At 56.2% G+C, this 25,863-nt stretch carries 27 protein-coding genes and 1 riboswitch; of the genes, 9 read left to right on the forward strand and 18 right to left on the reverse strand.

The window, feature by feature from the left end; genetic code table 11:
* The first annotated feature begins 154 nt into the window (after positions 1–154).
* The 7 genes from ACR3EH_RS06110 to ACR3EH_RS06140 all read left to right on the forward strand — a co-directional run bounded on the left by ACR3EH_RS06110 (position 155) and on the right by ACR3EH_RS06140 (position 6,167).
* Positions 155–643 carry an acyloxyacyl hydrolase gene (locus ACR3EH_RS06110; RefSeq protein ID WP_171186995.1) on the forward strand — a complete coding sequence of 163 codons (489 nt, stop codon included), beginning with the start codon at positions 155–157 and terminating at the stop codon, positions 641–643.
* Between the two features lie 78 nt (positions 644–721).
* Entirely contained in the window at positions 722–1,513 is a 792-nt protein-coding gene (gene trpA / locus ACR3EH_RS06115; RefSeq protein ID WP_171186997.1) for a tryptophan synthase subunit alpha, read from the forward strand.
* Positions 1,514–1,660: 147 nt separating this feature from the next.
* Positions 1,661–2,827, forward strand: a complete 1,167-nt coding sequence (locus tag ACR3EH_RS06120) for an alpha-hydroxy acid oxidase (protein WP_171676070.1) — start codon at positions 1,661–1,663, stop codon at positions 2,825–2,827.
* Positions 2,828–3,074: 247 nt separating this feature from the next.
* Entirely contained in the window at positions 3,075–3,728 is a 654-nt protein-coding gene (locus ACR3EH_RS06125; RefSeq protein WP_171187002.1) for a 50S ribosomal protein L25/general stress protein Ctc, read from the forward strand.
* Between the two features lie 127 nt (positions 3,729–3,855).
* Positions 3,856–4,536 (forward strand): aminoacyl-tRNA hydrolase, encoded by a 681-nt coding sequence (pth, locus tag ACR3EH_RS06130; RefSeq protein WP_171187004.1) that lies wholly within the window; start codon positions 3,856–3,858, stop codon positions 4,534–4,536.
* Between the two features lie 83 nt (positions 4,537–4,619).
* On the forward strand, positions 4,620–5,783 hold the full coding sequence (locus tag ACR3EH_RS06135) for a serine hydrolase domain-containing protein (protein WP_171187006.1): 1,164 nt from the start codon (positions 4,620–4,622) through the stop codon (positions 5,781–5,783).
* A gap of 9 nt (positions 5,784–5,792) precedes the next feature.
* Positions 5,793–6,167 carry a DUF2237 family protein gene (locus ACR3EH_RS06140; RefSeq protein ID WP_171187008.1) on the forward strand — a complete coding sequence of 125 codons (375 nt, stop codon included), beginning with the start codon at positions 5,793–5,795 and terminating at the stop codon, positions 6,165–6,167.
* Between the two features lie 39 nt (positions 6,168–6,206).
* Here ACR3EH_RS06140 and ACR3EH_RS06145 read toward each other — a convergent pair whose 3' ends face one another.
* From ACR3EH_RS06145 to ACR3EH_RS06180, 8 genes are all read right to left on the reverse strand, one after another.
* The gene (locus ACR3EH_RS06145) at positions 6,207–7,622 is read right to left on the reverse strand and encodes an Ig-like domain-containing protein (RefSeq protein WP_171676072.1); all 1,416 of its coding nucleotides are present in this window, start codon (positions 7,620–7,622) and stop codon (positions 6,207–6,209) included.
* Positions 7,623–8,386: 764 nt separating this feature from the next.
* Positions 8,387–9,634 (reverse strand): tryptophan synthase subunit beta, encoded by a 1,248-nt coding sequence (gene trpB, locus ACR3EH_RS06150; protein WP_171187012.1) that lies wholly within the window; start codon positions 9,632–9,634, stop codon positions 8,387–8,389.
* Positions 9,635–9,703: 69 nt separating this feature from the next.
* A complete protein-coding gene (locus ACR3EH_RS06155) occupies positions 9,704–10,039 on the reverse strand; it encodes a hypothetical protein (protein WP_171676074.1) in 336 nt (111 codons plus the stop codon).
* 47 nt (positions 10,040–10,086) lie between these two features.
* Entirely contained in the window at positions 10,087–10,728 is a 642-nt protein-coding gene (locus ACR3EH_RS06160) for a phosphoribosylanthranilate isomerase (protein ID WP_171187015.1), read from the reverse strand.
* Positions 10,729–10,737: 9 nt separating this feature from the next.
* Positions 10,738–11,088 carry a lipopolysaccharide assembly protein LapA domain-containing protein gene (locus ACR3EH_RS06165; protein ID WP_171094325.1) on the reverse strand — a complete coding sequence of 117 codons (351 nt, stop codon included), beginning with the start codon at positions 11,086–11,088 and terminating at the stop codon, positions 10,738–10,740.
* Positions 11,089–11,095: 7 nt separating this feature from the next.
* Positions 11,096–11,380 (reverse strand): integration host factor subunit beta, encoded by a 285-nt coding sequence (ihfB, locus tag ACR3EH_RS06170; protein ID WP_008758048.1) that lies wholly within the window; start codon positions 11,378–11,380, stop codon positions 11,096–11,098.
* A 270-nt stretch (positions 11,381–11,650) separates the two neighbouring features.
* Positions 11,651–13,327 (reverse strand): 30S ribosomal protein S1, encoded by a 1,677-nt coding sequence (gene rpsA, locus ACR3EH_RS06175; protein WP_171094327.1) that lies wholly within the window; start codon positions 13,325–13,327, stop codon positions 11,651–11,653.
* A 266-nt stretch (positions 13,328–13,593) separates the two neighbouring features.
* Positions 13,594–13,887: a DUF6525 family protein gene (locus tag ACR3EH_RS06180; RefSeq protein ID WP_371732019.1), complete on the reverse strand. Its 294-nt coding sequence runs from the start codon at positions 13,885–13,887 to the stop codon at positions 13,594–13,596.
* Between the two features lie 197 nt (positions 13,888–14,084).
* Here ACR3EH_RS06180 and ACR3EH_RS06185 point away from each other — a divergent pair, with 197 nt between their 5' ends.
* Complete coding sequence (locus tag ACR3EH_RS06185) at positions 14,085–14,492, forward strand: hypothetical protein (protein ID WP_171187017.1); 408 nt, start codon at positions 14,085–14,087, stop codon at positions 14,490–14,492.
* A gap of 43 nt (positions 14,493–14,535) precedes the next feature.
* Here ACR3EH_RS06185 and ACR3EH_RS06190 read toward each other — a convergent pair whose 3' ends face one another.
* Positions 14,536–16,221: a tryptophan halogenase family protein gene (locus tag ACR3EH_RS06190; protein ID WP_171187019.1), complete on the reverse strand. Its 1,686-nt coding sequence runs from the start codon at positions 16,219–16,221 to the stop codon at positions 14,536–14,538.
* Between the two features lie 155 nt (positions 16,222–16,376).
* The gene (locus tag ACR3EH_RS06195) at positions 16,377–16,913 is read right to left on the reverse strand and encodes a hypothetical protein (RefSeq protein WP_171187021.1); all 537 of its coding nucleotides are present in this window, start codon (positions 16,911–16,913) and stop codon (positions 16,377–16,379) included.
* 218 nt (positions 16,914–17,131) lie between these two features.
* Here ACR3EH_RS06195 and ACR3EH_RS06200 point away from each other — a divergent pair, with 218 nt between their 5' ends.
* Positions 17,132–17,608 (forward strand): YHS domain-containing (seleno)protein, encoded by a 477-nt coding sequence (locus ACR3EH_RS06200; RefSeq protein ID WP_171187023.1) that lies wholly within the window; start codon positions 17,132–17,134, stop codon positions 17,606–17,608.
* A gap of 23 nt (positions 17,609–17,631) precedes the next feature.
* Here the strand turns inward: ACR3EH_RS06200 and cmk are convergent, their stop codons facing one another.
* From cmk to ybeY, 8 genes are all read right to left on the reverse strand, one after another.
* Positions 17,632–18,249, reverse strand: a complete 618-nt coding sequence (gene cmk, locus ACR3EH_RS06205) for a (d)CMP kinase (RefSeq protein ID WP_171187025.1) — start codon at positions 18,247–18,249, stop codon at positions 17,632–17,634.
* On the reverse strand, positions 18,246–19,592 hold the full coding sequence (aroA, locus tag ACR3EH_RS06210; RefSeq protein ID WP_171187027.1) for a 3-phosphoshikimate 1-carboxyvinyltransferase: 1,347 nt from the start codon (positions 19,590–19,592) through the stop codon (positions 18,246–18,248). The genes cmk and aroA overlap by 4 nt, the downstream gene beginning before the upstream one ends.
* A gap of 85 nt (positions 19,593–19,677) precedes the next feature.
* The gene (locus ACR3EH_RS06215) at positions 19,678–20,751 is read right to left on the reverse strand and encodes an amidohydrolase family protein (protein WP_171676076.1); all 1,074 of its coding nucleotides are present in this window, start codon (positions 20,749–20,751) and stop codon (positions 19,678–19,680) included.
* An 87-nt stretch (positions 20,752–20,838) separates the two neighbouring features.
* Entirely contained in the window at positions 20,839–21,552 is a 714-nt protein-coding gene (gene trmB, locus ACR3EH_RS06220; RefSeq protein ID WP_171187031.1) for a tRNA (guanosine(46)-N7)-methyltransferase TrmB, read from the reverse strand.
* Between the two features lie 97 nt (positions 21,553–21,649).
* The gene (metK, locus tag ACR3EH_RS06225) at positions 21,650–22,831 is read right to left on the reverse strand and encodes a methionine adenosyltransferase (protein WP_171187032.1); all 1,182 of its coding nucleotides are present in this window, start codon (positions 22,829–22,831) and stop codon (positions 21,650–21,652) included.
* A 5-nt stretch (positions 22,832–22,836) separates the two neighbouring features.
* Positions 22,837–22,885: riboswitch (SAM-SAH riboswitch) on the reverse strand.
* A 37-nt stretch (positions 22,886–22,922) separates the two neighbouring features.
* Positions 22,923–24,431 (reverse strand): apolipoprotein N-acyltransferase, encoded by a 1,509-nt coding sequence (lnt, locus tag ACR3EH_RS06230; protein ID WP_171676078.1) that lies wholly within the window; start codon positions 24,429–24,431, stop codon positions 22,923–22,925.
* A complete protein-coding gene (locus ACR3EH_RS06235; RefSeq protein ID WP_171094349.1) occupies positions 24,428–25,315 on the reverse strand; it encodes a hemolysin family protein in 888 nt (295 codons plus the stop codon). The genes lnt and ACR3EH_RS06235 overlap by 4 nt, the downstream gene beginning before the upstream one ends.
* Before the next feature lie 35 nt (positions 25,316–25,350).
* Entirely contained in the window at positions 25,351–25,845 is a 495-nt protein-coding gene (gene ybeY / locus ACR3EH_RS06240) for an rRNA maturation RNase YbeY (RefSeq protein WP_171094351.1), read from the reverse strand.
* Between the last annotated feature and the right edge of the window lie 18 nt (positions 25,846–25,863).

Genomic DNA, 25,863 nt, shown 5'->3' on the forward strand with positions numbered 1-25,863 from the left:
CCTCAATGCGCAAGCCATTGCTGGACTTGCCACGGCTGAGTCCAAATCGTCACATCACAAAAACGTTCCAAAAACGTGTTCTTGGCTGAATTGAAAAAATGCCCCTACGATAACCAACTAGCATTGAACGACGAGAATTCACTGGCAAAATAAAATGAAACAGCTTTTACTTGCGACCGCGTTGACAGTTTCCACATATGCGACAGCCCAAGCCCAACAAGTCATATTTGGCGCTGGATATGCAGACTTCTCTGACAATGCATCCGAGGACCAAGCGCTTTTCTCCCTTGAATACCACCATAAGCCGTTTCACGAGGCGACCCGGTTCAGCGTGGGTTGGGGAACGGCATTGTCTCTACATGAGAATGGCGATTTTCACATCGGCCTGGGGGTGGTCGGACTGTATGCGCTGAACGAACGCTGGTTTGTGGAAGGCAGCGTCATGCCAGGGTATTTTAACCCAAGTATTGATCTGAACGACTTGGGGGGTGACTTTCAGATCCGCAGTCTCCTTGGCCTGGGCTATGCACTGGACAACGGAAACAGTGTGTCGTTCGCGATCACACATAAATCCAACGCCAGCACAAACGACGATAACCCTGGCGTAAACGCGGTGCTGCTGCGCTATCATCTTGGCTTCTGATCTATTCCTGCCATGGCGGGATTGATTTTCGGGCAAACTTTCTGCACACGGGTCCAAACCCGAGTGCAAGGACATCCGATGACCCGTATCGACGCAAAGTTTGCCGCCCTGAAAGCCGAAGGAAAGAAGGCTTTTGTTGCCTATGTCATGGCCGGAGACCCCGACTATGATACTTCACTTGAAGTGGTCAAAGGTCTGCCGGGCGCAGGCGTTGACGTCATCGAACTGGGCCTGCCGTTTACCGACCCGATGGCCGATGGGCCGACAATTCAGGCAGCGGGTCAACGCGCTTTGGATGGCGGCATGACGTTGCAACGCACATTGGATCTGGCCCGCACATTCCGGGAAATGGACGATACGACTCCGATTGTCCTGATGGGGTATTACAACCCAATTTACAGCCGGGGTGTAGACGCATTTCTGGCCGATGCAAAAGAAGCCGGGATTGACGGTTTGATCGTTGTGGACCTGCCGCCGGAAGAAGACGAAGAACTGTGCCTGCCCGCTCAGGCGGCGGGTCTGAATTTCATCCGTCTGGCAACTCCGACCACTGACGACAAGCGTCTGCCGCGCGTTCTGCAGAACACATCCGGTTTCGTGTATTACGTCTCGATCACCGGGATCACCGGCGCGGCCGAAGCTCAGGCAACGGATGTTGGCCCCGAAGTCGCTCGCATCAAAGCCGCGACAGATTTGCCGGTGATCGTGGGTTTTGGCATCAACACGCCCGAGAAGTCCCGCAATATCGCATCAGTGTCCGACGGTGCCGTTGTCGGATCGGCGATCGTGAGCCAGATCGGCGCAGGCAAACCGGTAGCCGAAGTGCTGGATTTTGTTAAATCTCTGTCAGATGGGGCGCATAGCGTCTGATTTAAAGAGCGCATTACAACAACCAAAAAACCGCCGTAGAAAGCTCTGCGGCGGTTTTTTTGACGGCCGGTCACGTGGTCAATCCATTGCAGGCTTTGGAAGGGATTGGTAAGGAAAATTAACCAGAAAAGCCGGAGGTCCTCAGCCATGCCCGTGATTACCAATATCGAAGACCTCAGGCGCATATATGAACGTCGTGTACCACGGATGTTCTATGACTACGCCGAAAGCGGCAGTTGGACGGAACAGACGTTTCGCGAAAACAGCAGCGATTTTGAAGAAATCCGTCTGCGCCAACGGGTAGCGGTTGATATGTCCGGGCGTTCGACAGCCTCGCAGATGATTGGCGAGGATGTTTCGATGCCGGTCGCACTGGCTCCGGTCGGGCTGACAGGGATGCAACACGCGGATGGCGAAATGAAAGCGGCCAAAGCGGCCGAGGAATTCGGCGTACCTTTCACCCTGTCCACCATGTCGATCAACTCGATCGAGGACGTGGAAGAACACACCAACAAGCCATTCTGGTTCCAGCTTTATACGATGAAGGATACGGATTACGTCAATCGACTGATCCAGCGCGCCAAAGACGCCAAATGTTCAGCGCTGGTAATCACTCTGGATCTGCAAATTCTTGGGCAACGCCACAAGGACCTGAAAAATGGCCTTTCTGCCCCTCCGAAACTGACGGCAAAAACCATCGCCAACCTGATGACCAAATGGACTTGGGGTGTCCAAATGCTGCGCGCGCAAAGACGCGAATTCGGCAACATCGTAGGGCATGTAGAAGGCATCTCAGACGCTTCGTCGTTAGGTGCCTGGACCGCCGAGCAGTTCGATCCCAGCCTGGATTGGGCCAAAGTCGAAAAACTGATGGAACAATGGGGCGGCAAGGTCATCCTGAAAGGGATACTGGATGCCGAAGACGCCAAGATCGCTGCCAAGCTAGGCGCAGACGCCATTGTTGTGTCCAACCACGGGGGGCGTCAACTGGACGGTGCCCTGAGTTCGATCCGCATGCTACCTGAAATCATGGATGCTGTCGGTGGAGATATCGAAGTGCATTTGGACAGCGGCATCAGATCCGGGCAGGACGTTTTAAAGGCATTGGCCTTGGGCGCGAAAGGCACCTACATTGGGCGCGCTTTTGTGTATGGTCTTGGGGCCATGGGGCAAAAGGGCGTAACCACAGCGCTGGAAGTAATCCAAAAAGAACTGGACACCACAATGGCACTTTGCGGTGAGCGTAAAGTGACCGATCTTGGCCGCCATAACCTTCTTGTGCCCGAAGATTTTGGCGGTCGCTGGCAAGACTGAACCGGTTGTTAATGGGGGGCTCTGCCCCCGGTCGCCCGATGGGCGCCTCCCCCGAGATATTAATAGCTAGATGAACAGAGGATCCTTGCTTCATCTGGCTATAAATACCTCGGAGCGCGAGGCAGAGCCTCGCAAAAAGGAAAACGGCTAAAAACCTCTTTCCAAACTCAATGAATCAAGCTAAGGACGCGGCTTCACGCGGGCATACAGCCTTGGAGGATGCCCGCCCTAACATTGGAGAATTATCATGGCTGGAGAGATTCCTGATCTCGTAGCTCTGGAACGGATGGGGACAGGCAAGGGCGCCGCTCGTCAGGCACGCCGCGAAGGCATGGTTCCGGGCATTGTTTTTGGTGGCGATAAAGAGCCGCTGCCGATTCAGATTCCGTTCAACGAGTTGTTCAAGCGCCTGAAAGCGGGCCGCTTCAAATCGACACTGTGGAACCTGAAAGTTGACGGCCACGAAGACGTCCGCGTCATCTGCCGCGATGTCCAGCGTGACATCGTCAAAGACCTGCCGACCCACCTGGACCTGATGCGCCTGCGTCGGACCACCAAGATCGCGCTGTTTATCCCCGTTGAGTTCATCAACGAAGACGAAGCGCCCGGCATCAAGAAGGGCGGCGTTCTGACAGTTGTCCGTCCGGAAGTCGAACTGGTCTGCACCGCAGGTGATATCCCTGAGAAGATCACCGTTGATGTGACCGGTCTGAACATCAACGACGTTGTCACCATTTCGTCGGTTGACCTGCCCGCAGGCACCAAACCTACCATCGACCGTGACTTCGTGATTGCTAACATTTCGGCACCAACAGGTCTGTCCACAAGCGACGACGAAGAAGGTGAAGAAGTGGCAGCTGACGAGGTTGAAATCGTCGGTCAGGATGCGGAAGAAGAATAAGCTCGAACTTAAAGAGTTCGGATTTTGGAAACGGGGCCCTGTCGGGCCCCGTTTTCTTTTGCCGCTCGGGCTGGAAACAGGTGGCATTCCGTGCCATCAACCACCTGCTTCGCACAAGGATGAGATTATGAAACTGTTTGTCGGATTGGGGAACCCGGGGTCGAAATACGCCCGCAACCGGCACAATATTGGCTTCATGGCCGTGGAACGGATCGCCGAGGATCACGGCTTTGGCCCATGGAAATCCAAATTCCAGGCCGAAATCGCCGAGGGGCGTTTGGGCGATGAAAAAGTTCTGCTGATCAAACCGCAGACCTTCATGAACCGGTCGGGTCAGTCGGTAGGAGAAGCGATGCGGTTCTACAAACTGGGTTCAACCGATGTGACCATCTTTCACGACGAGCTGGACCTCGCCCCCGGCAAAGTCCGCGTGAAAGCGGGTGGCGGCCATGCCGGGCATAATGGCCTGCGCTCGATCCATGATCATATCAGCCCGGCTTATGACCGCGTGCGGTTGGGGATCGGGCATCCGGGGCGGAAAGAGATGGTCTCGCCCTATGTTCTGGGCGATTTTTCCAAGGCAGATGCCGACTGGCTGGATGATGTTCTGCGCGGGGTTTCAGATGGCGCGGCATATTTGGTAAACGGAGATGGTGGCAAATTCATGAATGCGGTCGCGCTGCGCACTGCTCCACCGCGATCTTCAAAGACCCCTGCCCCGAAGAGCCAGGCAAAGCCTGATACACCACTAGAACCAGTGGTTGATGACCGCTCTGCCATGCAGAAGCTGTTGGACAAATTCAAATAGCAGGTCCAAAACCTTCCGTTACGTAGCCATTGCAGAATGAAAGCGGCCGCGATCCAATACCGTGGACCAAGGGAGGCTAAGGGATGAGAACCTTCTTGAAATGGGTGCTGCGCATCGGTGTAGCGCTGACTTTGGCAGCTGTTGCCGTAGGGTTGTGGAAACGTGAAGAGCTGCAGCGCCTGATGGCTGTGAACTCGCTGTTTTCCGAAGAAAAGATCGTTCACAATTTTTCGCATATGGACGCGGCTTTTTTAACTGTTGATCTGCCCAGTGGCGACGCTCCGGCATGGGAGCTGCCTTATGGCGACGGGTTTGATTTGCCGGACGGCACCGACGCCTGGATCGATGAACGCTCTGTCACCTCGTTGCTGGTGATGCAGGACGGCGATATCCGGTTCGAGGAATACTATCTGGGCACCGGACCGGATGACCGCAGGATCTCGTGGTCGGTGGCCAAGAGTTATTTGTCAGCTCTGTTTGGGATTTTACTGGATGAGGGCGCAATCGAGTCGCTTGATGACCCGGTGATAAAATACGCGCCAAAACTCAAGGGCAGCGCGTATGAAGGCGCGACAATCCGCAATGTGTTGAACATGGCCAGCGGGGTCACCTTTGACGAGGATTATCTGGACCCGAATTCCGACATCAACAGGATGGGGCGCGTCATAGCCTTAGGTGGTGAGCTGGACGATTTCGCGGCATCCTTGCAGGACAGCTTCGCGACGCCGGGCGAAACCTGGCAATACGTCTCAATCGACACACACGTCCTGGGTATGGTGATACGCGGCGCGACCGGGCAGAGCGTTGCAGATCTGCTGACTGAAAAAATCATTCAACCCTTGGGCCTGGAACGCGACGGATACTACGTTACCGACGGTACCGGTGTTGCTTTTGTTTTGGGCGGCCTGAACTTCACCACGCGTGACTTTGCACGGTTCGGGCAAATGATCCTGCAAGACGGCGAAGTGAATGGGCAGCAACTGGTCCCCGCCGAATGGATATTCGAGGCCACGCAACCCAGCGCCCCGACGGCACAGGGCAAAATCGGGTATGGCTATCAATGGTGGATACCCCGCGGCGCACATGAGGGAGAGTTTCTGGCCCGTGGCGTTTACGGTCAGTATATCTATTTCAATCAGCCCCGCGGTGTTCTTATCGTCTCGACCGGTGCAGACCGTCTGTTCCGTGAACCCGGCGTAAATGATCAGAATATCGAAATGTTCCGAAAGATCGCAGAAAGCCTGTAAGGTAGCCTCATGCAAAAGCAAGACAGTATCAATGTGCTGGGTGGTGTCCTCGCCCCCTGCTCAAGAGATCCCCTAACCGGCTTTTTCCGGGACGGCGCTTGTAACACCTGCCCTGAAGATCAGGGCAGCCATACCGTTTGCGCGGTGATGACAGCCGAGTTTCTGGCCTTCTCGAAATATGTCGGAAATGATCTGAGCACTGCGCGGCCCGAATTCGACTTTCCCGGTCTCAAGCCCGGTGACAGCTGGTGCCTTTGCGCCAGTCGCTTTCTACAAGCCCATGACGAAGGATGTGCGCCTCAGGTCCATCTTGAGGCCACGCATCAACGCGCGTTAGAGATCGTGCCCCTTGAAGTTTTGCGACAGCACAAAGCGGAAAAGTGAAAGCCTCAGAAGAGCCATGTCTGATCCACTCAGAATGGTTCAGAAGGACATTTGCCAGAGCAGGTTAACGCTGTAGTTCTCGAACCCGCTTTCACCAATGCCGTCATAAAACACGTTAGCCGCAAGCAAACTGTTATTCTCTAGTCGGTAGTCAAAGCCCAAATCCGCACGGGCACGGGCCGTATCGCCAATCGGTGTCACGCCGGGGACAGTGCCGGTGCCCGAGGTTGTACTCCAGATCCCTGACAATCCACCGGTTAGCTCCATGGCACCACGCGACACCTGGATAGGGTGACTGAAATCCATACCCAACCGCGCCGTAGTGAGGCTGAAGTCCTGCTGTGGAATGAGGTTCCCCAAACTGTCAGTGTACGCCTTCTGATCATCGCTGGCATAGCTGACATCCAGCAATGGCATCAAAGTCAGGGCTCCTCGCTTGATTTCGCCAGTGACGCGCGATTGCACCAACCAGCGATCGCTGTCGAAACTATCAGTATAGGTCCCAAGTGGAGAGATGTCGTTGTCAGCCTGTCCATACAGAGCGCGCCCTTCAAAAAACACCGGCTGGCTGGGCAACTTGGCGACCACGTAAGGGCCAATCAGCCACCCCGTGCCGTCAACGCTGGCCGGACCGTTTTCTGTTTCGGCATAGTCGAGTTGCAGCATAGCGCCGATCAGAAGGTTCGAATTGACCTGACGATGCGCGCCCAGAACAGCCAACGCATAAGAGCTGTCGAAATTGTCCTGTGAACTCCAGTTGCCGGTCAGATTGAACCAGACAGGGTTGGATGGATCTGAGGCAAAGTTCAGATAACCCGAACCTTGCGTCACCGAGGTGTCCAACACGCCAGAACCCGAACGCTGCAAGAACCGGGTCAATCCCGGTTGGTTGGTCGCAAGGCTAGTGGCCCGCGCATTCTGAAAAGCCTGTATCAGACGCTGCGTATTTGTCACCGCCTGTACAGTCGTCACAGTGTTGGAGGCCAGGTTCAGATTGCCCGCCGCATCAGTAAATACACCGGCCGGAATGAACAGCTCGATAGTACCGTTGTTCTGCGGTGTCAGCGTTGCAACATAGTTGGTGCCGGACCCAGTTAGAGTGGCTGTAGCGTTTGTCACCGACAGGTCACCCACCGTGAAATCAGTACTGGGTTCGCTGAGTGTGATCGTCGCTTGAAACGTACCATTTCCTGTGGCCGTCAATGCTCCGATTGTGGCCGTTGGCTGGGTTGTATCCACCAGTGTTCGCGTGTTGATAACTTGAGTGGTCGTGACGCCAGATAATGCGATCTCATAGCGATACAGTGGGCCGCCAACGGTTTCCTGAGCTGTGAAAACCACGCCAAGAAACCCATCCGCCGCATAGGTGGAATCTGCACCATTCTGACTGATGATGGTTGCGTTAAGGTATCCCAACGCCGCCAATCCGCCGGGTGTGACCGCGCTTGCAGGCAATGTTCCAGAATTGAAATAAAAAGATCCTCCCGGAACTTCCCCGGAACCACTCAAAGACATAAACGCCGTTTCGCTCGCTTGGAGGTTGCTAAAAAAAATCTGCCCACCATTCGGGGTCGTTACGGTCTGGGATGGAAAGGAAGGGCCCCCAAATGCAAGACCTTCTTTAGCGTTTGCAGCAATAAGCGCCGAAACCAGGAAAACCAGGCTCAACAACCTTACTATCGCGACCCTTACCATACTACCTCCTACAACACCGCATGGGCGCCGAACACAGGGGCGCTCAGGTTCGACAAGCAACCCACGCGTGTTGTCACTGGTCCAAACATCGCAGAGACATCCCCTAAAACCGGCCCCCATAAACCAGTTTACAAAACGTTAAATCAATTCTGAGAAGTTGTATAGAATGCGAGATTGCTCAACTGAGCGCCAACAACGGCGGATTTGTCTTGCGTTTTTTGCGGTTTGGTTATGCTACACTAAGGAACCACTAGCTTTTCAAGGTTTTTAGCGCAGAACTGGCGCGCAAAAGCAGATGGCAGAGCAGGTGATTTGAAGAAACGGAACCCGCGCAAAATCAACAAAAATGCAACAGTTCACGCGACTGCTTGAGACTGTTGTTAGCCAAGAAACACAATGCTTCTTGGCCAAAGAGTAAGCCTAAAGCTCTGCGATTCATCGGCTCTGACCACTCAACTGATTGGCGAGTACTTGAAAATACAAGCTTCAAAGTGAAAACCGGGGCACAGCGCCCAGGTTTTACTTCAATCGGCCGTTCGACCTTCGGTGTCTGACATGTCGAAATTCAGATATTTCGCCACGGTCTGAACGTCTTTGTCGCCGCGCCCGCACATGTTCATGCAGATCAGGTGATCCTTGGGTAGATCCGGCGCAATCTTCATCACATGAGCCAGCGCGTGAGACGGCTCCAGCGCGGGGATGATGCCTTCGGTCGCACAACACAGTTGGAACGCCTCAAGCGCCTCTTTATCGGTGATCGAGACATAGTTGGCGCGGCCAATGTCGTTCAGCCAGGAATGCTCGGGCCCAATGCCCGGGTAATCCAGACCAGCCGAGATCGAATAGCCCTCAAGAATCTGACCGTCATCATCCTGCAACAGATAAGTACGGTTGCCGTGCAGAACGCCCGGACGGCCTCCGGTCAGTGAGGCGCAATGCTCCATCTTCTCATTCACGCCTTTGCCACCGGCCTCGACGCCGATGATGTTGACGTCTTTGTCGTCGAGGAACGGGTAGAACAAGCCCATCGCATTCGACCCACCGCCGATGGCAGCGATGATCGTATCGGGCAGACGGCCTTCGGCATTCATCATTTGCTCTTTCGCTTCCTTGCCGATGATCGACTGGAAGTCACGCACCATCGCCGGGTACGGGTGCGGACCGGCCACGGTGCCGATGCAGTAGAACGTGTCGCGCACATTGGTCACCCAATCGCGCAGCGCGTCGTTCATCGCGTCTTTCAGCGTCCCACGGCCAGACGTGACCGGGATCACTTCGGCACCCAACAGGCGCATGCGGAATACGTTCGGGGCCTGACGCTGAACGTCATGCGCACCCATGTAGACGATGCATTTCAGGCCGAACTTGGCGCAGACGGTGGCGGTGGCCACGCCATGCTGCCCTGCCCCGGTTTCAGCAATGATCCGGGTCTTGCCCATACGCCGCGCCAGAATGATCTGGCCCAGCACGTTGTTGATCTTGTGCGCGCCGGTATGGTTCAGTTCATCACGTTTCAGGTAAATCTTTGCACCGCCCAAATGCTCGGTCAGGCGTTCAGCGAAATACAGCGGTGAGGGGCGGCCCACATAGTTGGCCCATAGATCGTCCATCTCAGCCCAGAAGGTGGGGTCATCCTTGGCTTTGTTATATTCCTCTTCCAGCGACAGGATCAGCGGCATCAGCGTCTCACTGACAAACCGTCCACCGAAAATGCCAAAACGCCCCTGCTCGTCAGGGCCGGACATGAAAGAGTTGAAAAGATCGTTGGCCATGGGTGTCTCCACTCGTCGTACCCGTTGTTCATAGGAGGTGGCGGCGGGATTTGCCATGGGCAAAACGCATCATTCCGCAACCTGCGTGTTTTGGCGCCAGACTTGAATTGCCTGATCCGAGGTTGGGACACCGATGCAGGTAAAATGATAAAACCGGTTCACGTTTGCCAATCGATCAGCCGCCATCATGACGCGACGATGAGGGCCGGATTGCGCGAAGATCAGCATCGCCTCGATATCGTGCCAAACGCTAAGTGAGAAATAGAGACCGTCCTGCCGAAAAACTGCCGCATGAAGGCACAAGGGATCACCTTTCGCTTGATGATATGCCTGCCGCGCGCGCCAGAAAAACTCGGGCGCGTTGTACCAGTGTTTTAACGAGATTCCGCCGATTGCTGCTAACATTTTCCATCCCTCCGTATCGGGGGATACGCAGCGAATTCGAAATCAGATCACACCAGAGCAGCAGCAAACGCGCGGATCAGCGTGTCATCCTTTTGGCCCGGCGCGCTTTCGACACCGGAAGAAACATCAACCTGCCGCGCGCCGGTCATCCTGGCGGCTTCAGCAACGTTTTGCGGAGTCAGGCCGCCAGCCAGCATCCATGGGCGTCGCCAGTATTTCCGACCCGCCAGCAAGCGCCAATCGAATGCTAACCCATTTCCACCGGGCAATTCCGATTCCCTCGGCGGCTTTGCATCAATGAGCAATTGGTCTGCCACCTCGGAGTACAGATCTATTGCAGTCAGATCCTCAGCTTCGGCCACACCGATTGCCTTCATCACCGGCAATCCGAAACGGTCACGAACCTCAGTCACCCTATGGGGGGATTCCTTGCCGTGCAATTGAAGCATGTCCAGCGGAACTGCGGACACGATACTGTCCAGTTCTTCGTCAGTCGCATTTACGACCAATGCCACCTTCGCCACGCCCGGCGGTACCAATTGCGTCAATGCCGCAGCTTGCGCGGTCTCCAGATGGCGCGGCGACTTCGGAAAGAAAACAAAACCCACATACCCTGCTCCGGCGTCAACAGCCGCGCGCACGTGGTCAGGTGCGGTCAGGCCGCAGATTTTGAACCTAACATCTGACATGGGGTGGGCTCAGCTTGCCTCATCCAAAAGGGCCAGAACATCATCTTTGCCCTCGTTTTGCTTGTTCTTGAGCTTCTTGACCTCTCGCTCAAGCTTGCGCACTTCGCTTTTCTTCGCCGTTGCGTCACGGCGATGCTTGTGTTCACGCATCCATTCCCAAATGAATCCGATGATCAGACCGGCTACAACACCGCCCAGAACCACAAGGAACAAGGGAAGCGAAGCGGTCAGGTTGAACCCCAGCAATTCAGCCAATGGATCTGGCATCAGTTTAAGTTCAACCGACTCAACATTAGCCAAGGACACCGAAATCAGGATGATCCCAAGAGTCCCAAGAAAAGCGTATCGAATATAGCGCATCATAGGGTCAGGCTTTACCGTTCAATCGGTCCCTTAGCAACTTGCCAGTTTTGAAAAACGGTACACATTTTTCCTCGACCTGAACCGTCTCACCCGTGCGAGGGTTCCGGCCCACACGTGCATCGCGCTTTTTGACCGAAAACGCGCCGAAACCACGCAATTCGACACGGTCGCCTCGAGACATGGCATCGGTGACTTCTTCGAACACGGTATTCACGATCCGCTCAACATCACGCTGATAGAGATGCGGGTTTTCGTCAGCGATTTTCTGAATCAATTCTGAACGGATCATGCGTGATACCCTCCCAGGCAGCCGGTGTGTCAGGTCTACTGATTTGACAGTATAGGAAAAAATCCGGTTTGGGGGAACGCATACTCTGCGCGCTGAGGCTTTATTTTGCCATATTCTCACGCGAATTTTTGCCGGACAGCGGATTTTGCACACTTAAAGCGCGAACAATACCGCGAATAAGCAAGCCATTTGGAACATATTGATTCGCAACAAAAACGGCCCCGCGCTGATGCGCGAGGCCGAAATTCTTTCTTGGGATGCGCCCGGGGCTTAGTCGCCCGACTTCAGCGCTGCACCCAGGATATCGCCCAGCGACGCGCCCGAGTCGGAAGAACCGTACTGTTCCACGGCCTCTTTCTCTTCGGCGATCTCGCGTGCCTTGATCGACAGGCCCAGACGGCGGGTCTTGCTGTCGACGTTGGTGACGCGGACGTCGACCTTGTCACCGACCGAGAAACGCTCGGGGCGCTGTTCGGAACGGTCACGCGACAGGTCCGAACGACGGATGAACGACTTCATGCCTTCGTATTCGACCTCGATGCCGCCATCTTCGATAGCGGTCACTTCAACGGTGATGACCGAGCCACGCTTCACGCCGCCCACGGCTTCGGCGAACTTGTCACCGCCCAGGGCTTTGATCGACAGCGAGATACGCTCTTTTTCAACGTCAACTTCCGAGACAACGGCCGAAACCATGTCGCCTTTGCGGTAGTTCTGGATCGCATCCTCGCCACGCTCGTCCCAGGACAGGTCGGACAGGTGAACCATGCCGTCGATGTCGCCTTCGAGGCCAATGAACAGACCGAATTCGGTGATGTTCTTGACTTCGCCTTCGACCTCGGTGCCCTCGGGGTGTGTTTCTGCAAACACTTCCCATGGGTTGCGCTGAGTCTGCTTCAGGCCAAGAGACACGCGACGCTTGGCGCCGTCGATTTCCAGAACCATGACGTCGACTTCCTGGCTGGTCGAAACGATCTTGCCGGGGTGGACGTTTTTCTTGGTCCAGGACATCTCGGACACGTGCACCAGACCTTCGACACCGGCTTCCAGCTCGACGAACGCGCCGTAATCAGTGATGTTGGTGACGCGACCCTGATGGACCGAGCCCAGCGGGTATTTCGCAGCAACCAGATCCCACGGATCTTCTTGCAGCTGCTTCATGCCCAGGCTGATGCGGTGGGTTTCTTTGTTGATCTTGATGACCTGAACCTTGATGGTTTCGCCGATCGTCAGGATCTCGGACGGGTGGTTCACACGACGCCATGCCATGTCGGTGACGTGCAGCAGGCCGTCAACGCCGCCCAGGTCAACGAATGCACCGTATTCGGTGATGTTCTTGACAACACCCTCGACGGTCTGACCTTCGGACAGGTTGCCGATAACTTCGGCACGCTGTTCGGCACGCGATTCTTCCAGAATGGCGCGGCGCGACACAACGATGTTGCCACGGCGGCGGTCCATTTTCAGGATCTGGAACGGCTGCTTCAGACCCATCAGCGGGCCAGCGTCGCGCACGGGGCGGACGTCAACCTGCGAACCGGGCAGGAACGCAACTGCGCCACCCAGATCGACGGTGAAGCCACCTTTGACGCGACCAAAGATAGCACCTTCGACGCGCTGGTCGTCGGCATATGCTTTTTCCAGACGGTCCCATGCCTCTTCACGACGGGCCATCTCGCGCGAGATAACGGCTTCGCCGCGGGCGTTTTCTGCGGCGCGCAGGTAAACTTCTACCTCGTCACCAACAGCGATTTCAGGGGCTTCGCCGGGATTTGCGAATTCTTTCAGATCAACGCGGCCTTCCATTTTGTAGCCTACGTCGATGATGGCTTGGCCGGCTTCGATCGCCAGAACCTTGCCTTTGACAACAGAACCCTCTTCGGGCGTGTCCATTTCGAAGCTTTCGTTAAGGAGGGCTTCGAATTCCTCCATGGATGCGTTAGCCATGTGGCGTTGTTTTCCTTTACAGTACGTTTTTGCTGGCCGAGCGGTTGTCTCCGCCGGTCTTGTTTCATGATGCCGTCTGGCGTGACCCGGTGCGCCCCTAAGCAAACAAACACAAAGGGCCGAGGTAACCCGGCCCTGCTCAGAAACGTCATCCGGACGTTGACCGCCCTTGTATCGACAGCGCGCGTATAGGCGGATTCCCTGATATGTGCAAGGGCAAAGCCCATGTTTTCAAGGTTCGGCAGGTCCTTGCTGCTGCAATTCGCTTATCTGTTCGCGCCCCACACTTGAGCGTCGCGTTGCAACATGGCCCGTTCTACCGTCTCCAGACGACCAATTGCGACCAACGGGTCGTGACCACCCCCGGCCTTGTTCCATATCTTCAAAGCCGAGCTTGGGCTCCAAGGCAGACAGGCTTGCGCCAACCATTGCCGCAACTCCTGAGGTAGCGCGTCATAAGCCTGCATCGGTGGGACGTTCCGCCTGCGGCGCTTGAGGGTACTGCGCAGGTTGCGATTGGATTCGCCCATTGGGAAAGCCCGTTGCTGGGTTCTGCTCAAGTTCATGCTCTTTGCGGTCCAATTTTTGTGATGATATTACATCTCAAAGAGCCAAGTGCAAGATGACCAGAGCCATAAGGAACCCACCTAATGCCGGATCACTCACATTCCGTTGATAACGCTGCGGGTTTGTTGAATCACCGCTTGCAACAAGGCACCAGTGGGGCTGCTCAGAGACGCACCGGAGATGTCAGATCATGGAAGAGTTCAACCTCATCGTCGCCCAACAGCCTCAGTGGATTCAGATTTGGTTAAACGTCCTGAGCTTTGGGGCCTTCCTCCTCCCGATCTCTCTTTTGATCTGGAAACAAACGCGCCTGACAGCGATCATCACCGTCGTTGGCAGTGTGCTCGCTGCGGTCGGGGTTTTGCTGATCTTCAACCAGCTTGGCTATGTCCGGCTAATGGGGCTGGGCCATGTCGTGTTCTGGACGCCAGTTGCCTGGTATCTGTGGAGGCAACAGGCAAGTGAAGACATGCCCGTTATCCCCGGATGGATCATCCGCGCGGTCTTATTGACCATCGCGATTTCATTGGTCTTCGACTATGTGGACGTGATCCGGTACCTGATGGGAGATCGAACGCCGGTTCCAGTACCGGCGTAAGGCGCACCCCCATCAAGACATCTGCACAATCGGCAGCCGTTCTTTAGAACAGTTGCAAGTCCTTGGCACCGCTTTGGATTTCGGCAAAGTTGGGCATGTTCTGGATCCTGACCGGAGCCGGAGCAGTGCCCGGCATCGCTACAGTTGGCTGCGCAACCTTCGCCTTGCCAAAGGCCGGACGCTCTAGCTCGCCACGGATATCGCGCAGCAGCGTTTTGTGATCGGGCATTGTTCTAATGATCTGCGCAAGATCCTCTTTCGCGCGCTGCATACCCTGATACCAGATCACCTTCTTCAATGGTCTCACCTGATCCCGGATACCCGGCCCATAGCCTGTGTCATAGACCTGTTTGCCCAACAGAACTGTCTGATACACGCGATGATCAAACAGCGTTGCGAACTCGACATCGTGATCCATTGGCAGGCGGTGCTGCCACAGCTCCAGGTTCTCGGCCAACCGGTCCGGCACCTTCATCTGTGTCCGCGCATCGATCCAATAGGGATCATCCGTGCGATTGCCCAAGCGATAGTGCAGGCAGATAAACTCCAGCACCTCGTTGTACATCTTGTCCATCTGCCGGTTGTATCTTGCCCGCAGCGATGGCTCGATGGCGCGCGTTGGCAAATGTTCGGCGAACCAGCGCACCGCATGATCAATCATGTGGATCGCGGTACTTTCCAGCGGTTCGATGAATCCGCCGGACAGACCAATGGCGACACAGTTTTTGACCCAGGCATTGCGCACGCGCCCGACGCGCATTGGAATAACGCGCGGTGTCAAACCCTTGCCGCTGTCCCCCAGCCATTCAAGATACTCATCTGCCGCCTGATCATCCGTGCGATGCGCCGATGAGAACACATATCCCGTGCCCACGCGGTTGTAGAGTGGCACCCGCCACGTCCAGCCTGCGCCAAGTGCAGTGGATCGTGTCAGGCTCTCGATTTTCTTCGGATTGGGATGCTCGACTTGCAACGCCATGGCGCGATCGTTGGGCAGGTAGTCAGAATAGTCCAGAAACGGCTCGCCCAGCGCTTTGTTGATGATCAACCCACGGAAGCCGGTGCAATCAACTACCATCTCGATGTCATAGCGACCCCTGCGTTCCAGCATCAAATGGCTGACGTTACCCTGTTCATCCAGTTCAACCGATTGAACCTCATCCCGAATATGCTCCACACCGTTTTGGGTGCAGACCTTGGTCAGCATTCCAGCAAACTTCACTGCATCCAGGTGGTAAGCATAGCCAAAGCGCTGTTCGAATTCGGGTTGCCCCAGTTGCCGCGCGCCTTTGCAAAGACGGCCCAGATCGTCATGAGGCGAGATAGACTGCGTAAAATCCCGATCCCCGTTGCCAAAGCGTAGGAAGTACTCGGCGGCATCCAAGCCTTCCAACATCTGCCCATGGGCAAAAGGGTTCACATAATCGATGCGTTTTCCCTTGCTGTCCTTGTTCCAGTTGCAAAACTTTACACCCAGCTTGAAAGACGCGTTGGTCTCGCGGAAAAAATCTCGCTCGGAAATGCCTGCCTGGCGCAGCGTGACCGGCATACGGGGCACCGTGGCCTCACCCACACCCACGGTCGAGATATTGGGACTTTCAATCAGACAGATGCGCGGGCGATCCTTTTGCGAGGACGTCCTGGAAAACACCATGTCCAGGATCAACGCGGTCATCCACCCCGCCGTGCCGCCGCCCACGATGGTGATTTGGTTCAAACGATTATTCATATGGTTTTGTCCCTGTTGGCTTTGGGGATATTACGGCTGCCTCCCTTTTTTTCGGGTTATGTGGCAGCTCTCCCTTTTCGCTTGGGGGAAACTATAACAGCTTTCCTGCGTCCATCTAGGGCTTTAACCGCAATTTACGCACACATATGGGCTGGTCAGATTTCTTCGCCCTTTTTCAAAAGTTCTTCAATCAAAGCACGCTGAAGATCGGTGCTGTCACCCCCACCAAACTCTGCAGCCCCACCGGTGTACAACGTGCCATACGTCTTTGCGATATTCACAGTCTGGGCCAGCCCCGAAATCAACTGATCTTTTTCCAGCAAAGACAGCGGGTGAATGAACGCAGCCCACAGGATACCATTGGCAATTGCGTAACGCGCATCCAGCGTACTGTCGAAATTTGCCTGCATCACGCGGATCAAATCCTCTTCCGAAAGGTCTGCGGCATTGCCGATGGCGATCATGGCGCGCATTCGGTCCGCATTAACGTCGGTGATCACCAAAACCTGCTGGTCAGCCACGGTCATCTGGAAGCCGGGACCAAACGGCTCGGCCTTGGGATCCAACGCAAAGAGGATGTTACCCAGCCGCTCATATGTCATCGGCGGCTCAGCCTCCGGGACCTTCGGCTCAACTTCCTGAGCGGCAAGGCTTCCAGAGATGAAAATCAGAATGAGGGCTAAGCGAAACATGTGGTCACTCCTGCAGACACCCTTTGACCATACGAACCGCGATACGAACTGGCCAAACAAAGCTTAGTGATCTGGGGCACCATATCATTCAGCGGATTGTACGATCTGCAAAATTAAGTGTCTCTTCTGCGATTACACGTTCAAGCGCCGCGCCTTAACTGTGTGTCATCGGCCAGCACAGTGCTTGGCCCGAAACCGAAACCAAAAGGAAACACACGATGAAATACATTGTTCTGACTGCCTTGACGACGGCTATTGCCCTGTCCACTCCGGCCTTTGCGGCCGACGAGATCAACGTATCAAACGGCATTTCTGCCGCAGGGGCACCGCTGGCCGCACATGGGGTGGATCTGGTTGCGTTGGTCAACGACGGCAATCCGGTCGAAGGCTTTGCCACACACTCGGCAACCTATGACGGCGCCTCCTACTACTTCACGACCGCTGCGAACCGCGAAGCCTTTGAGGCAAACCCCGCTGCGTATTTGCCGCAGCATGGCGGGTTCTGTTCGTTCGGCGTGTCAGTTGGCAAGAAGTTCGATGGTGATCCCGATCAGTATCTGGTTGCCGACGGCAAACTGTACCTGTTCCTTAACGCTGAAACCCGAGCGGCCTTTCTTAAGGACGTTGCCGGCACAGCAAAAACAGCTGACGATCAGTGGGCAAACATTAAAAGCGTCGCCGTGGACGAGCTTTAAATCCCTACCCTTTGCCTGCGGCGCTAGCGTGTCGCGGGCAATTTTGCGTTGATGACCTCAAGCGCTTTTGCCAATGCGGCCTCGATGCTCAGATCGGTTGTGTCCAACTGAACCGCATCCTCAGCAGGTTTCATCGGCGCTGTACTACGCTCTGCATCCCGCGCGTCGCGCTCTTTGACATCTGCCAGAACCTGATCGCGTGTCACATTGGCGCCTTTGGCGCTAAGCTCAAGATACCGGCGTTCGGCGCGCACTTCGGCGCTTGCCGTGACGAACAGTTTCACCTCTGCATGCGGGCAAATCACTGTCCCGATGTCGCGTCCGTCCAGAACGGCCCCCCCGGCCCTGCGGGCAAAGGCGCGTTGGAAATCCACCAACGCGGCACGAACCTCGGGGATGACCGCCACTTTGGACGCGGCCTGTGCGATATCGGCGGTACGCAGGTCGCCTTGCTCCAACTCCTCGGCGGTCAATGCCTTTGCTGCGTCGATCGGATCGGCGCCCTTCAAAACACTTCGACCCACCGCACGGTAGAGCAGACCTGTGTCCAGATGGGCAAACCCAAAATGCGTCGCAACGGCTTTTGAGATCGTGCCTTTACCCGCTGCCGCAGGCCCGTCAATCGCGACTGTGAAGCTCACGAGCGTTCGACCTTAGCACCCAGCGATGCCATCAACGGTTCAAAAATCGGGAACGACGTTGCAATCGGGCCGCCATCGTCAACTCTTACTGGCTTCTGCGCGCCCATGCCCATCACCATGAACGACATGGCAATGCGGTGATCCAGAAAGCTCTCGCAGGTGCCGGCCCCGGGAACGTTGCCGATACCCAGCCCTTCAACCGACCACCAATCGTCACCTTCGTTTACCGTCACACCGTTTGCGCGCAGGCCACGCGCCATGGCGTCGATACGGTCGCTTTCCTTGACGCGCAGCTCTTTCACACCGCCCATCATCATGGTGCCGGTGGCGTTGGCCGCAACCACGGACAGCACAGGATATTCATCGATCATCGAAGCCGCGCGTTCCGGCGGCACGGTGATCCCCTTCATGTTCGGCGAATATTTTGCACGCAGATCGGCAACAGGCTCGCCACCCTCCTCGCGCTCATTCTCGTAAGTCAGGTCTGCACCCATCTCACGCAGTGTGGTGAACAGGCCAGCGCGGGTCGGGTTCAGGCCAATGCCGGGCACCAGCACATCCGAGCCGGGTGTGATCAGCGCAGCGCACACCGGGAAGGCCGCGCTGGACGGATCCCGCGGCACGGCGATGACCTGCGGCTTCAATTCAGGGCGTCCTGTCAGGGTAATAACGCGGCCTTCTTCGGTATCTTCAACCGTAATCTCAGCGCCGAACCCGGCCAGCATCCGCTCGGAATGGTCGCGTGTCGCTTCTTTTTCGATCACAACGGTTTTGCCGGGGGCATTCAATCCCGCCAGCAAGACGGCTGATTTGACCTGAGCCGAGGGTACGGGCACTTCATACCGCACAGGGGTCGGGTCCGCTGCACCCACGATGGTCATCGGCAAACGCCCACCGGACCGACCAACTGATTGCGTGCCAAACAGGGCCAGAGGGTCAGTCACCCGCGCCATCGGACGTTTGTTCAGGCTTGCATCTCCGGTAAACGTCGCCGTGATCGGAGAGGTTGCCATAGCGCCCATGATCAATCGCACACCGGTGCCTGAGTTGCCGCAATCGATCACCTGATCCGGTTCGGCAAACCCACCAACGCCCACGCCATGCACGGTCCATTCCCCGCCACCGTGATCCGTGACCTCAGCCCCAAAGGCCCGCATTGCCTTGGCGGTATCCAGAACGTCTTCGCCCTCCAGTAGGCCCGAGATCCTGGTCTCACCTACAGCCATCGCCCCAAGGATCAGCGACCGGTGCGAGATCGACTTGTCACCCGGCACCTCGACCGTGCCGGTCAGCGGGCCGCAGGGATGCGAAGTCATCGGGATGGGCGTGCCGTGTCCGGACATGGGGGCTCCTTTTGCGCTATCAGTTCAAGGCGGATTAGCGAATTGGAGCGGGTTGGTCCAGCGGCAATGAGCGCAAAGCGACCTCTCAGGCTTCCCCCAGCCATTTCACCGGGTTTTCTTCAGCGATCTGCCGGAAAATCTCCTCACCCAAGATGTTGCGCAACCGAAAACAGACCGCCTTTTCTGACAGCGCTTCTTGCCGGGTCATGTAGTAATCTGATCCAAACAGGACACGCGACCTAAGGCGCTCACCTTCTTCATCCTCGCCGGTTAGAAAAATGCGCAAGAAGGGGGCGTAATCTTCGAACTGGAACAATGTGTAAGAGATATCCGTCCAGAGGCCGGGGTAGTTTCCACTGCCGATCATGCGCCGGATTGCCACCTGCCAGTTCCTGTAGAAGGCGTCGTCCAGCGGGTTCTTTCGATCCGGATTGACATAGGCATCCCAGTCGCGCTGCCCGCCAAAATGCGCCAGGCAAATCCGTAGCTTGGGATGAGCACGCATTACGGGAACAAACGCCTCGGGCTCGGTATAGCGGTCGGCCCAATAGTCTGAAAGATAGCGCCCCTGAACGCCGCCGCGTGAGCAATGGGACATGACCGGCAGGTTCAGTTCCTCTAGTCGCGGGTAAACATGCTGCATAAGAACCGGATCGTCCGGCGCGAACCCCAGACGCGGATAGAGCTTCAGGCCCCGAAACTTCAGACCATCTATGGCCCGCCAGAGTTCCGTCGCCTGAGGATCGGCACGCGGGTCAATCGTTGCAAAGGGTATTACGGACCTGCCGACATCCGGGTCGCCAGCCAGCTTTGCCAGTTCGTTGTGTTGCGCGCTCAGCGGAACCTCCGGCGCGCCGAACCCAAAGGCTGACATCTCCATTGGCAACACAACAAAACGGGTATCACTGGGATAGTGTCGCCGCATGTTGTCCAGAATATCGCGCTGGCTGTCCGCGTCCGTTTCCTGCTGAAAGCGGTAAAGCCTGTCCAGTTTTTCGGCGGCGGAATGCTGACCAATCAGGCGTGCACCAAAGGCCAGAGCCTTGATCAGCCAAGGCATCTTTTTGAATGGCTTGAGTGCCGGATAGGGGTAATCCTCTGGCACATGGCGCGCGTGAAACAGGTGCGTGTGGCAGTTCGTGATCCGAATATCAGACATGGCAATCCCGGACAAAAGGCTGTGCTAAAATAAGGGCGTCACGCACATTCTAGCATAGCGTTCAGGATTGCAGAAATCTGGCGGTGATCAGGATTCCGTCCTTCGGAAGGTCAAATAATGCGGCACCCGCCCTTCCCGCAGGGCCTTTTGCTCATAGCGGGTGGAAATCCAGTCGTCCCAAGGCTCACGCCAGTCGGCAGGACGTTCCGCCATCCATTCAAAACCGGCGCGAGGAACTTCTTCCAGCGTCTGGCGCACATAGTCGGGAATGTCGGTAGCGACGCGAAAGATCGACCCGGGTTTCAGCACCTTCGCCAACGGCTCCAGATGTTCGGGCGTCACAAAACGGCGGCGATGATGACGGGTCTTGGGCCATGGGTCCGGATAGAGCAGAAACGCGCGCGAGATACTGGCTTCGGGCAGGACATCGAACAAATCACGCGCATCGCCGGGATGCACGGCAAGATTTTCGACCCCCGCTTGCCGGATTTTACCAAGCAGCATCGCAACGCCGTTGATGTAAGGCTCTGCCCCGATGATGCCGATATCCGGGTTGCTTTGCGCCTGATGCACCAGATGTTCACCGCCGCCAAAGCCCACCTCAAGCCAAACCGGCTTGCCGCCAAACAGACCATCCAGGTCTAAGGGCTTGCGTTCGGGGTTCGTCTCCCAATCCACTGAACCCGGCGACAGCGCGGCAAGATCTTCGTTCAGATAGGTCTTTTGGCTGGGCTTCAGGGTCTTACCTTTGAAGCGGCCATAAAAATTTCTGCGCGGGCGTTGTGGGGTCTCGGTGCTCATGGCGGTGGCCATACTGCGCCGGCCTTAGTGTTGCAAGTGCGCGCCGCCCCTGCAAAGAAAAAGCGCGCCCTACAGGCGCGCTTTCTTTCTGTTTGGATCAGACTGCCGCTTTCAGTGCGTCAACCAGATCGGTACGTTCCCAGCTAAAGCCACCGTCTGCATCGGGTTCGCGCCCGAAATGGCCATAAGCAGCGGTGCGCTGATAGATCGGCTTGTTCATCTGCAGGTGCTCACGAATGCCACGCGGGGTCAGATCCATGACCTGCCCAACGGCTTTTTCGATCTCGGCGTCTGAAACGTGACCCGTTCCATGCGTATCGGCATAGATGGACAGCGGTTTGGAGACACCAATCGCATAGCTCAGCTGGATCGTGCAACGCTCTGCCATGCCAGCAGCGACAACGTTCTTGGCAAGGTAACGCGCGGCATACGCAGCCGAACGGTCCACCTTGGTCGGGTCTTTGCCCGAGAACGCGCCGCCGCCATGCGGGGCCGCGCCACCATAGGTGTCCACGATGATCTTGCGACCGGTCAGACCTGCGTCGCCATCCGGACCGCCAATCACAAATTTGCCCGTTGGGTTTACGTGCCATTCGGTGTCAGCAGACAACCAGCCTTCGGGCAGAGTTTCGCGAATGTAGGGTTCGACGATTTCGCGGATGTCATCTGATGTCAGCGCTTCATCCAAGTGCTGCGTGGACAAAACGACCGAGCTGACGCCAACCGGTTTGCCATCACGATAGGTGACGGACAATTGCGACTTGGCATCAGGACCCAGCGCAGGTTCGGCACCGCTTTTGCGCACTTCGGCTAGACGACGCAGGATAGCGTGCGAGTACTGGATCGGTGCGGGCATAAGCGCGGGGGTTTCTGTCGTGGCGTAGCCGAACATGATGCCCTGGTCGCCTGCCCCTTCATCTTTGTTGTCAGCCGCATCAACCCCCTGCGCGATGTGAGCGGATTGTTCGTGCAACAGGTTGGTCACCTCGACCGTTTCGTGGTGAAACTTGTCCTGCTCGTAGCCGATATCTTTGATACAATCGCGAGCAATCCTTTCGATACGCCCCATGTAGTCATGCAGCTTGTCTTGATCCGACAGACCAACTTCACCGCCAATAACGACGCGGTTGGTTGTGGCAAAGGTTTCGCAAGCCACGCGTGCTTCGGGTTCTTCATTCAGAAATGCGTCAAGGACGGCATCCGAAATGCGGTCACAGACCTTGTCTGGGTGCCCTTCGGAAACGGACTCCGAAGTAAATGTATAGTTCTGTCGGGACATAAATGTGCTCCATTAGGGTTTCTCTGCCACGCCAGGAAGCCGTTGTAACAGGTCAGAGACGCATACGCCCACCCGAAGATGGGGTCAATCGCTAATAGTTCGCGCGCCAGCGGGCACTAAAGCGGATAATGGCGCCGAGAAACAAAAGGGTCAAAAAAATGACACTGTCGCCTGTTCGCGAATAGATCGTCGGCTGTAGCGGCAGTGGCAGAATGGCATCGACATATCCAGCCTCGCCCAAAGGCAAAGAGGCCGTGACACGGCCCAGAGGGTCGATCATAGCCGATATGCCGGTATTTGCTGCACGGATCATCGGCAGGCCCTGCTCAATCGCCCTCATCCGAGCTTGAACCATGTGCTGATACGGGCCTGATCGGGTTCCGAACCAAGCGTCATTGGTGATCTGCAACAGGAAATCCGCCCGCCCCGGTGCACCATTCACATCCTGCGAGAACACGGCCTCGTAGCAGATCAACGGCAAGGCTTGCCCCAAGCGCCCCAGATCCATCAACTGCGGGCCCGGTCCCGCGCTGAACCCGTGGCCCGTTGTGGACGCTAATCCGTGAATGCCAAATCGCCCCATCAAATCGCCGAAGGGAACGTACTCTCCGAAAGGCGCGAGATGGTGCTTGTCGTACAGACCAGCCTGGTTCCCGCTTTCGTCCAGGTAGACCATCGAATTGAAAATCCTCGGGCCATCTCCGCGCTGAATACCCAGGATCACCGGAGTGCCCTGCGCTGCATCCGCTATTGTGGCCAAAATCGGTTGCGCACTGCCGAGCCAGGCGGGCACTGCAGTTTCGGGCCATACGATCAGATCAGGTCGCGGCTGGGCAGCTGTGTAGTCAATCTGGCGCGAAAAGAACAAAGGGGCGTAGGCCGGATCCCATTTTTGATTCTGAGGTGCATTTGGTTGTACAACCCGCACGACATGAGGACCATCGTGAACTGTTGGCCGCATCGCGGCATAGCTCAACGCGACAATGGCCAATCCGGATGTAAATACCGTTGATTGCACCAGCCCTCGAAAAGGTCTGGGGTGCATCGATGCCGAACCGATTGGGAATGTCGCTGCGAACGTTAGGGCGTTTAACCCAAATGGCCCGAACAAAGACAACATTTGCGCCACCGGGGTATCGATCCAAATCTGCGAAACCCCCGCCCAAGGGAAACCGGTTAGCACATAGCCTCGGGCCAGCTCAGCCAAGGACAGGGTAACGATCAAGAGCAGGCATTGGCGAAAAGAAGACGCGCCCGGGCGGCGAGACATCCAAAAGGCAACGGCCCAAAACAGCGCGAGGCCACCTGCCATAAACACCAGCGCAAACGGCGCCATCCAGGCGTGGCGTTCGGCGTCCACCTGAAACGGTTCGACAAGCCAGCTGAGAGCGTGCACAAAGTAACCGGTGGCAAAAACCCATCCAATCCAACCAGCCCGCGCGCGGGTTTCGCTGGACAGGAACAGCGGCACGATCAGGACCAGAGACAGGATCGTCAGCGCCCAATAGCCATAAGGCGCAAAACCAAACCCTGCGACTCCGCCCAGTATGGCGGCGGCCAGTAGTCTCAGCGGGAAAGGCAAGCCCCGCAGGGGGGTCATGCAGCGATTTCCGGCAGCATGACGCGAAGCCTTTTTATGCGACGCGGATCGGCGTCGAGGACTTCAAATTCAGGACCTTCAGGGTGGATCACAACTTCTCCTCGTGCAGGCACACGACCCGACAGCATGAACACCAAGCCGCCCAAAGTATCGATTTCCTCTTCATCCACGTCTTCATGGCTGGTCAACGAGCGGCCAATCTCGGCTTCGAAATCCTCAAGCGGGACACGGGCTTGCACGACATAACAGCCGGGTTTCTCCTGCACCCACAACTGATCTTCATCAGCGTCGTGCTCATCAGCGATTTCACCAACGACTTGTTCGATCAGGTCTTCGATGGTCAGCAAGCCATCAACACCGCCATATTCATCAATCACCAACGCCATGTGGCGCCGCTCTGTCTGCATCTTAGTCAGCAATATTCCGATTGGCATTGACGGCGGTACAAACAACAGCGTGCGCAGCATCGAGACAAGATCGAAGCTACTGCCCCCGCCGTTGAACCCATGGGTCAACGCAAAGTCTTTGAGATGGACAAAACCCAAAGGCGTATCCAGGGTGCCTTCATAAACCGGTATTCTGGACAGGCCACTCTCACGGAATACATCCGCAAGCTCGTCTTTGGTGATCGTAGAAGGCACCGATACGATTTCGGCAGTCGGGATAGCGACGTCTTCAACACGCATCCGCCGCAGGTTAATCATCCCACGGGACTGAGACGCCGTTGCATCCTGTCCGTTCGCCACCGGCTGCGGTTGAGCCTCATCGCCCGAAAACGCATCAAAAATTCGAGAAAAAAATCCGCTTTTCTCTTCGGTCGTATTGCTGCTGTCCTGTGGTTGCGCGCTGTGCGCCGCCCTAGAACTGCCGTCTGTCTCGCCCATTATCCTGTTCCAATTGATCGGGTCATCTGACCCCTTCATACCTTATATGGGTCATCGATACCTAATTTGCCAAGTATCTCGACCTCAATCCTTTCCATCAGGGTGGCATCGGGATCACGAATGTGATCATACCCGAGCAAATGCAACGTTCCGTGAACAAGCAAATGGATCACGTGATCGTCCATGGCTTTACCCGCGTCAGTTGCCTCACGTGCGCAGGTGTCGAAAGAAATCGCGATATCACCTAAGGGGATTTCACCTGTAAAGTCCGGCTCTGGCGAAACCGGCACCTGCCCTGGTTCTTCCGGGGCCAGATCCTCGGCTGGCCAACTCAGAACATTGGTGGCACTTGGCTTGCCGCGAAACTCTGTATTCAGGTCTGCAATCCGTGCGTCATCGCAGCCCAAAACGCTGACTTCACAAACCTCAGAATCCAGTTCGACAAACGCCAAAACAGCAGAAATCGCCTTTTGCGACAAGGCCTCGAGACCTTGCCACCGATTGTCTTCGACAGTGAGTTCCAGGTTCATCTTACCGCACATCAGCCC

The sequence above is a fragment of the Ruegeria sp. BG7 genome (assembly GCF_056535685.1).

Excerpts from the sequence above, each read along its gene's own strand:
- ACR3EH_RS06110 (WP_171186995.1), top strand. The coding sequence starts at position 155 with ATGAAACAGCTTTTACTTGCGACCGCGTTGACAGTTTCCACATATGCG.
- trpA (WP_171186997.1), top strand. The coding sequence starts at position 722 with ATGACCCGTATCGACGCAAAGTTTGCCGCCCTGAAAGCCGAAGGAAAG.
- ACR3EH_RS06120 (WP_171676070.1), top strand. The coding sequence starts at position 1,661 with ATGCCCGTGATTACCAATATCGAAGACCTCAGGCGCATATATGAACGT.
- ACR3EH_RS06125 (WP_171187002.1), top strand. The coding sequence starts at position 3,075 with ATGGCTGGAGAGATTCCTGATCTCGTAGCTCTGGAACGGATGGGGACA.
- pth (WP_171187004.1), top strand. The coding sequence starts at position 3,856 with ATGAAACTGTTTGTCGGATTGGGGAACCCGGGGTCGAAATACGCCCGC.
- ACR3EH_RS06135 (WP_171187006.1), top strand. The coding sequence starts at position 4,620 with ATGAGAACCTTCTTGAAATGGGTGCTGCGCATCGGTGTAGCGCTGACT.
- ACR3EH_RS06140 (WP_171187008.1), top strand. The coding sequence starts at position 5,793 with ATGCAAAAGCAAGACAGTATCAATGTGCTGGGTGGTGTCCTCGCCCCC.
- trpB (WP_171187012.1), bottom strand. The coding sequence starts at position 9,634 with ATGGCCAACGATCTTTTCAACTCTTTCATGTCCGGCCCTGACGAGCAG.
- ACR3EH_RS06155 (WP_171676074.1), bottom strand. The coding sequence starts at position 10,039 with ATGTTAGCAGCAATCGGCGGAATCTCGTTAAAACACTGGTACAACGCG.
- ACR3EH_RS06160 (WP_171187015.1), bottom strand. The coding sequence starts at position 10,728 with ATGTCAGATGTTAGGTTCAAAATCTGCGGCCTGACCGCACCTGACCAC.
- ACR3EH_RS06165 (WP_171094325.1), bottom strand. The coding sequence starts at position 11,088 with ATGCGCTATATTCGATACGCTTTTCTTGGGACTCTTGGGATCATCCTG.
- ihfB (WP_008758048.1), bottom strand. The coding sequence starts at position 11,380 with ATGATCCGTTCAGAATTGATTCAGAAAATCGCTGACGAAAACCCGCAT.
- rpsA (WP_171094327.1), bottom strand. The coding sequence starts at position 13,327 with ATGGCTAACGCATCCATGGAGGAATTCGAAGCCCTCCTTAACGAAAGC.
- ACR3EH_RS06185 (WP_171187017.1), top strand. The coding sequence starts at position 14,085 with ATGGAAGAGTTCAACCTCATCGTCGCCCAACAGCCTCAGTGGATTCAG.
- ACR3EH_RS06190 (WP_171187019.1), bottom strand. The coding sequence starts at position 16,221 with ATGAATAATCGTTTGAACCAAATCACCATCGTGGGCGGCGGCACGGCG.
- ACR3EH_RS06195 (WP_171187021.1), bottom strand. The coding sequence starts at position 16,913 with ATGTTTCGCTTAGCCCTCATTCTGATTTTCATCTCTGGAAGCCTTGCC.
- ACR3EH_RS06200 (WP_171187023.1), top strand. The coding sequence starts at position 17,132 with ATGAAATACATTGTTCTGACTGCCTTGACGACGGCTATTGCCCTGTCC.
- aroA (WP_171187027.1), bottom strand. The coding sequence starts at position 19,592 with ATGTCCGGACACGGCACGCCCATCCCGATGACTTCGCATCCCTGCGGC.
- ACR3EH_RS06215 (WP_171676076.1), bottom strand. The coding sequence starts at position 20,751 with ATGTCTGATATTCGGATCACGAACTGCCACACGCACCTGTTTCACGCG.
- trmB (WP_171187031.1), bottom strand. The coding sequence starts at position 21,552 with ATGAGCACCGAGACCCCACAACGCCCGCGCAGAAATTTTTATGGCCGC.
- metK (WP_171187032.1), bottom strand. The coding sequence starts at position 22,831 with ATGTCCCGACAGAACTATACATTTACTTCGGAGTCCGTTTCCGAAGGG.
- lnt (WP_171676078.1), bottom strand. The coding sequence starts at position 24,431 with ATGACCCCCCTGCGGGGCTTGCCTTTCCCGCTGAGACTACTGGCCGCC.
- ACR3EH_RS06235 (WP_171094349.1), bottom strand. The coding sequence starts at position 25,315 with ATGGGCGAGACAGACGGCAGTTCTAGGGCGGCGCACAGCGCGCAACCA.
- ybeY (WP_171094351.1), bottom strand. The coding sequence starts at position 25,845 with ATGAACCTGGAACTCACTGTCGAAGACAATCGGTGGCAAGGTCTCGAG.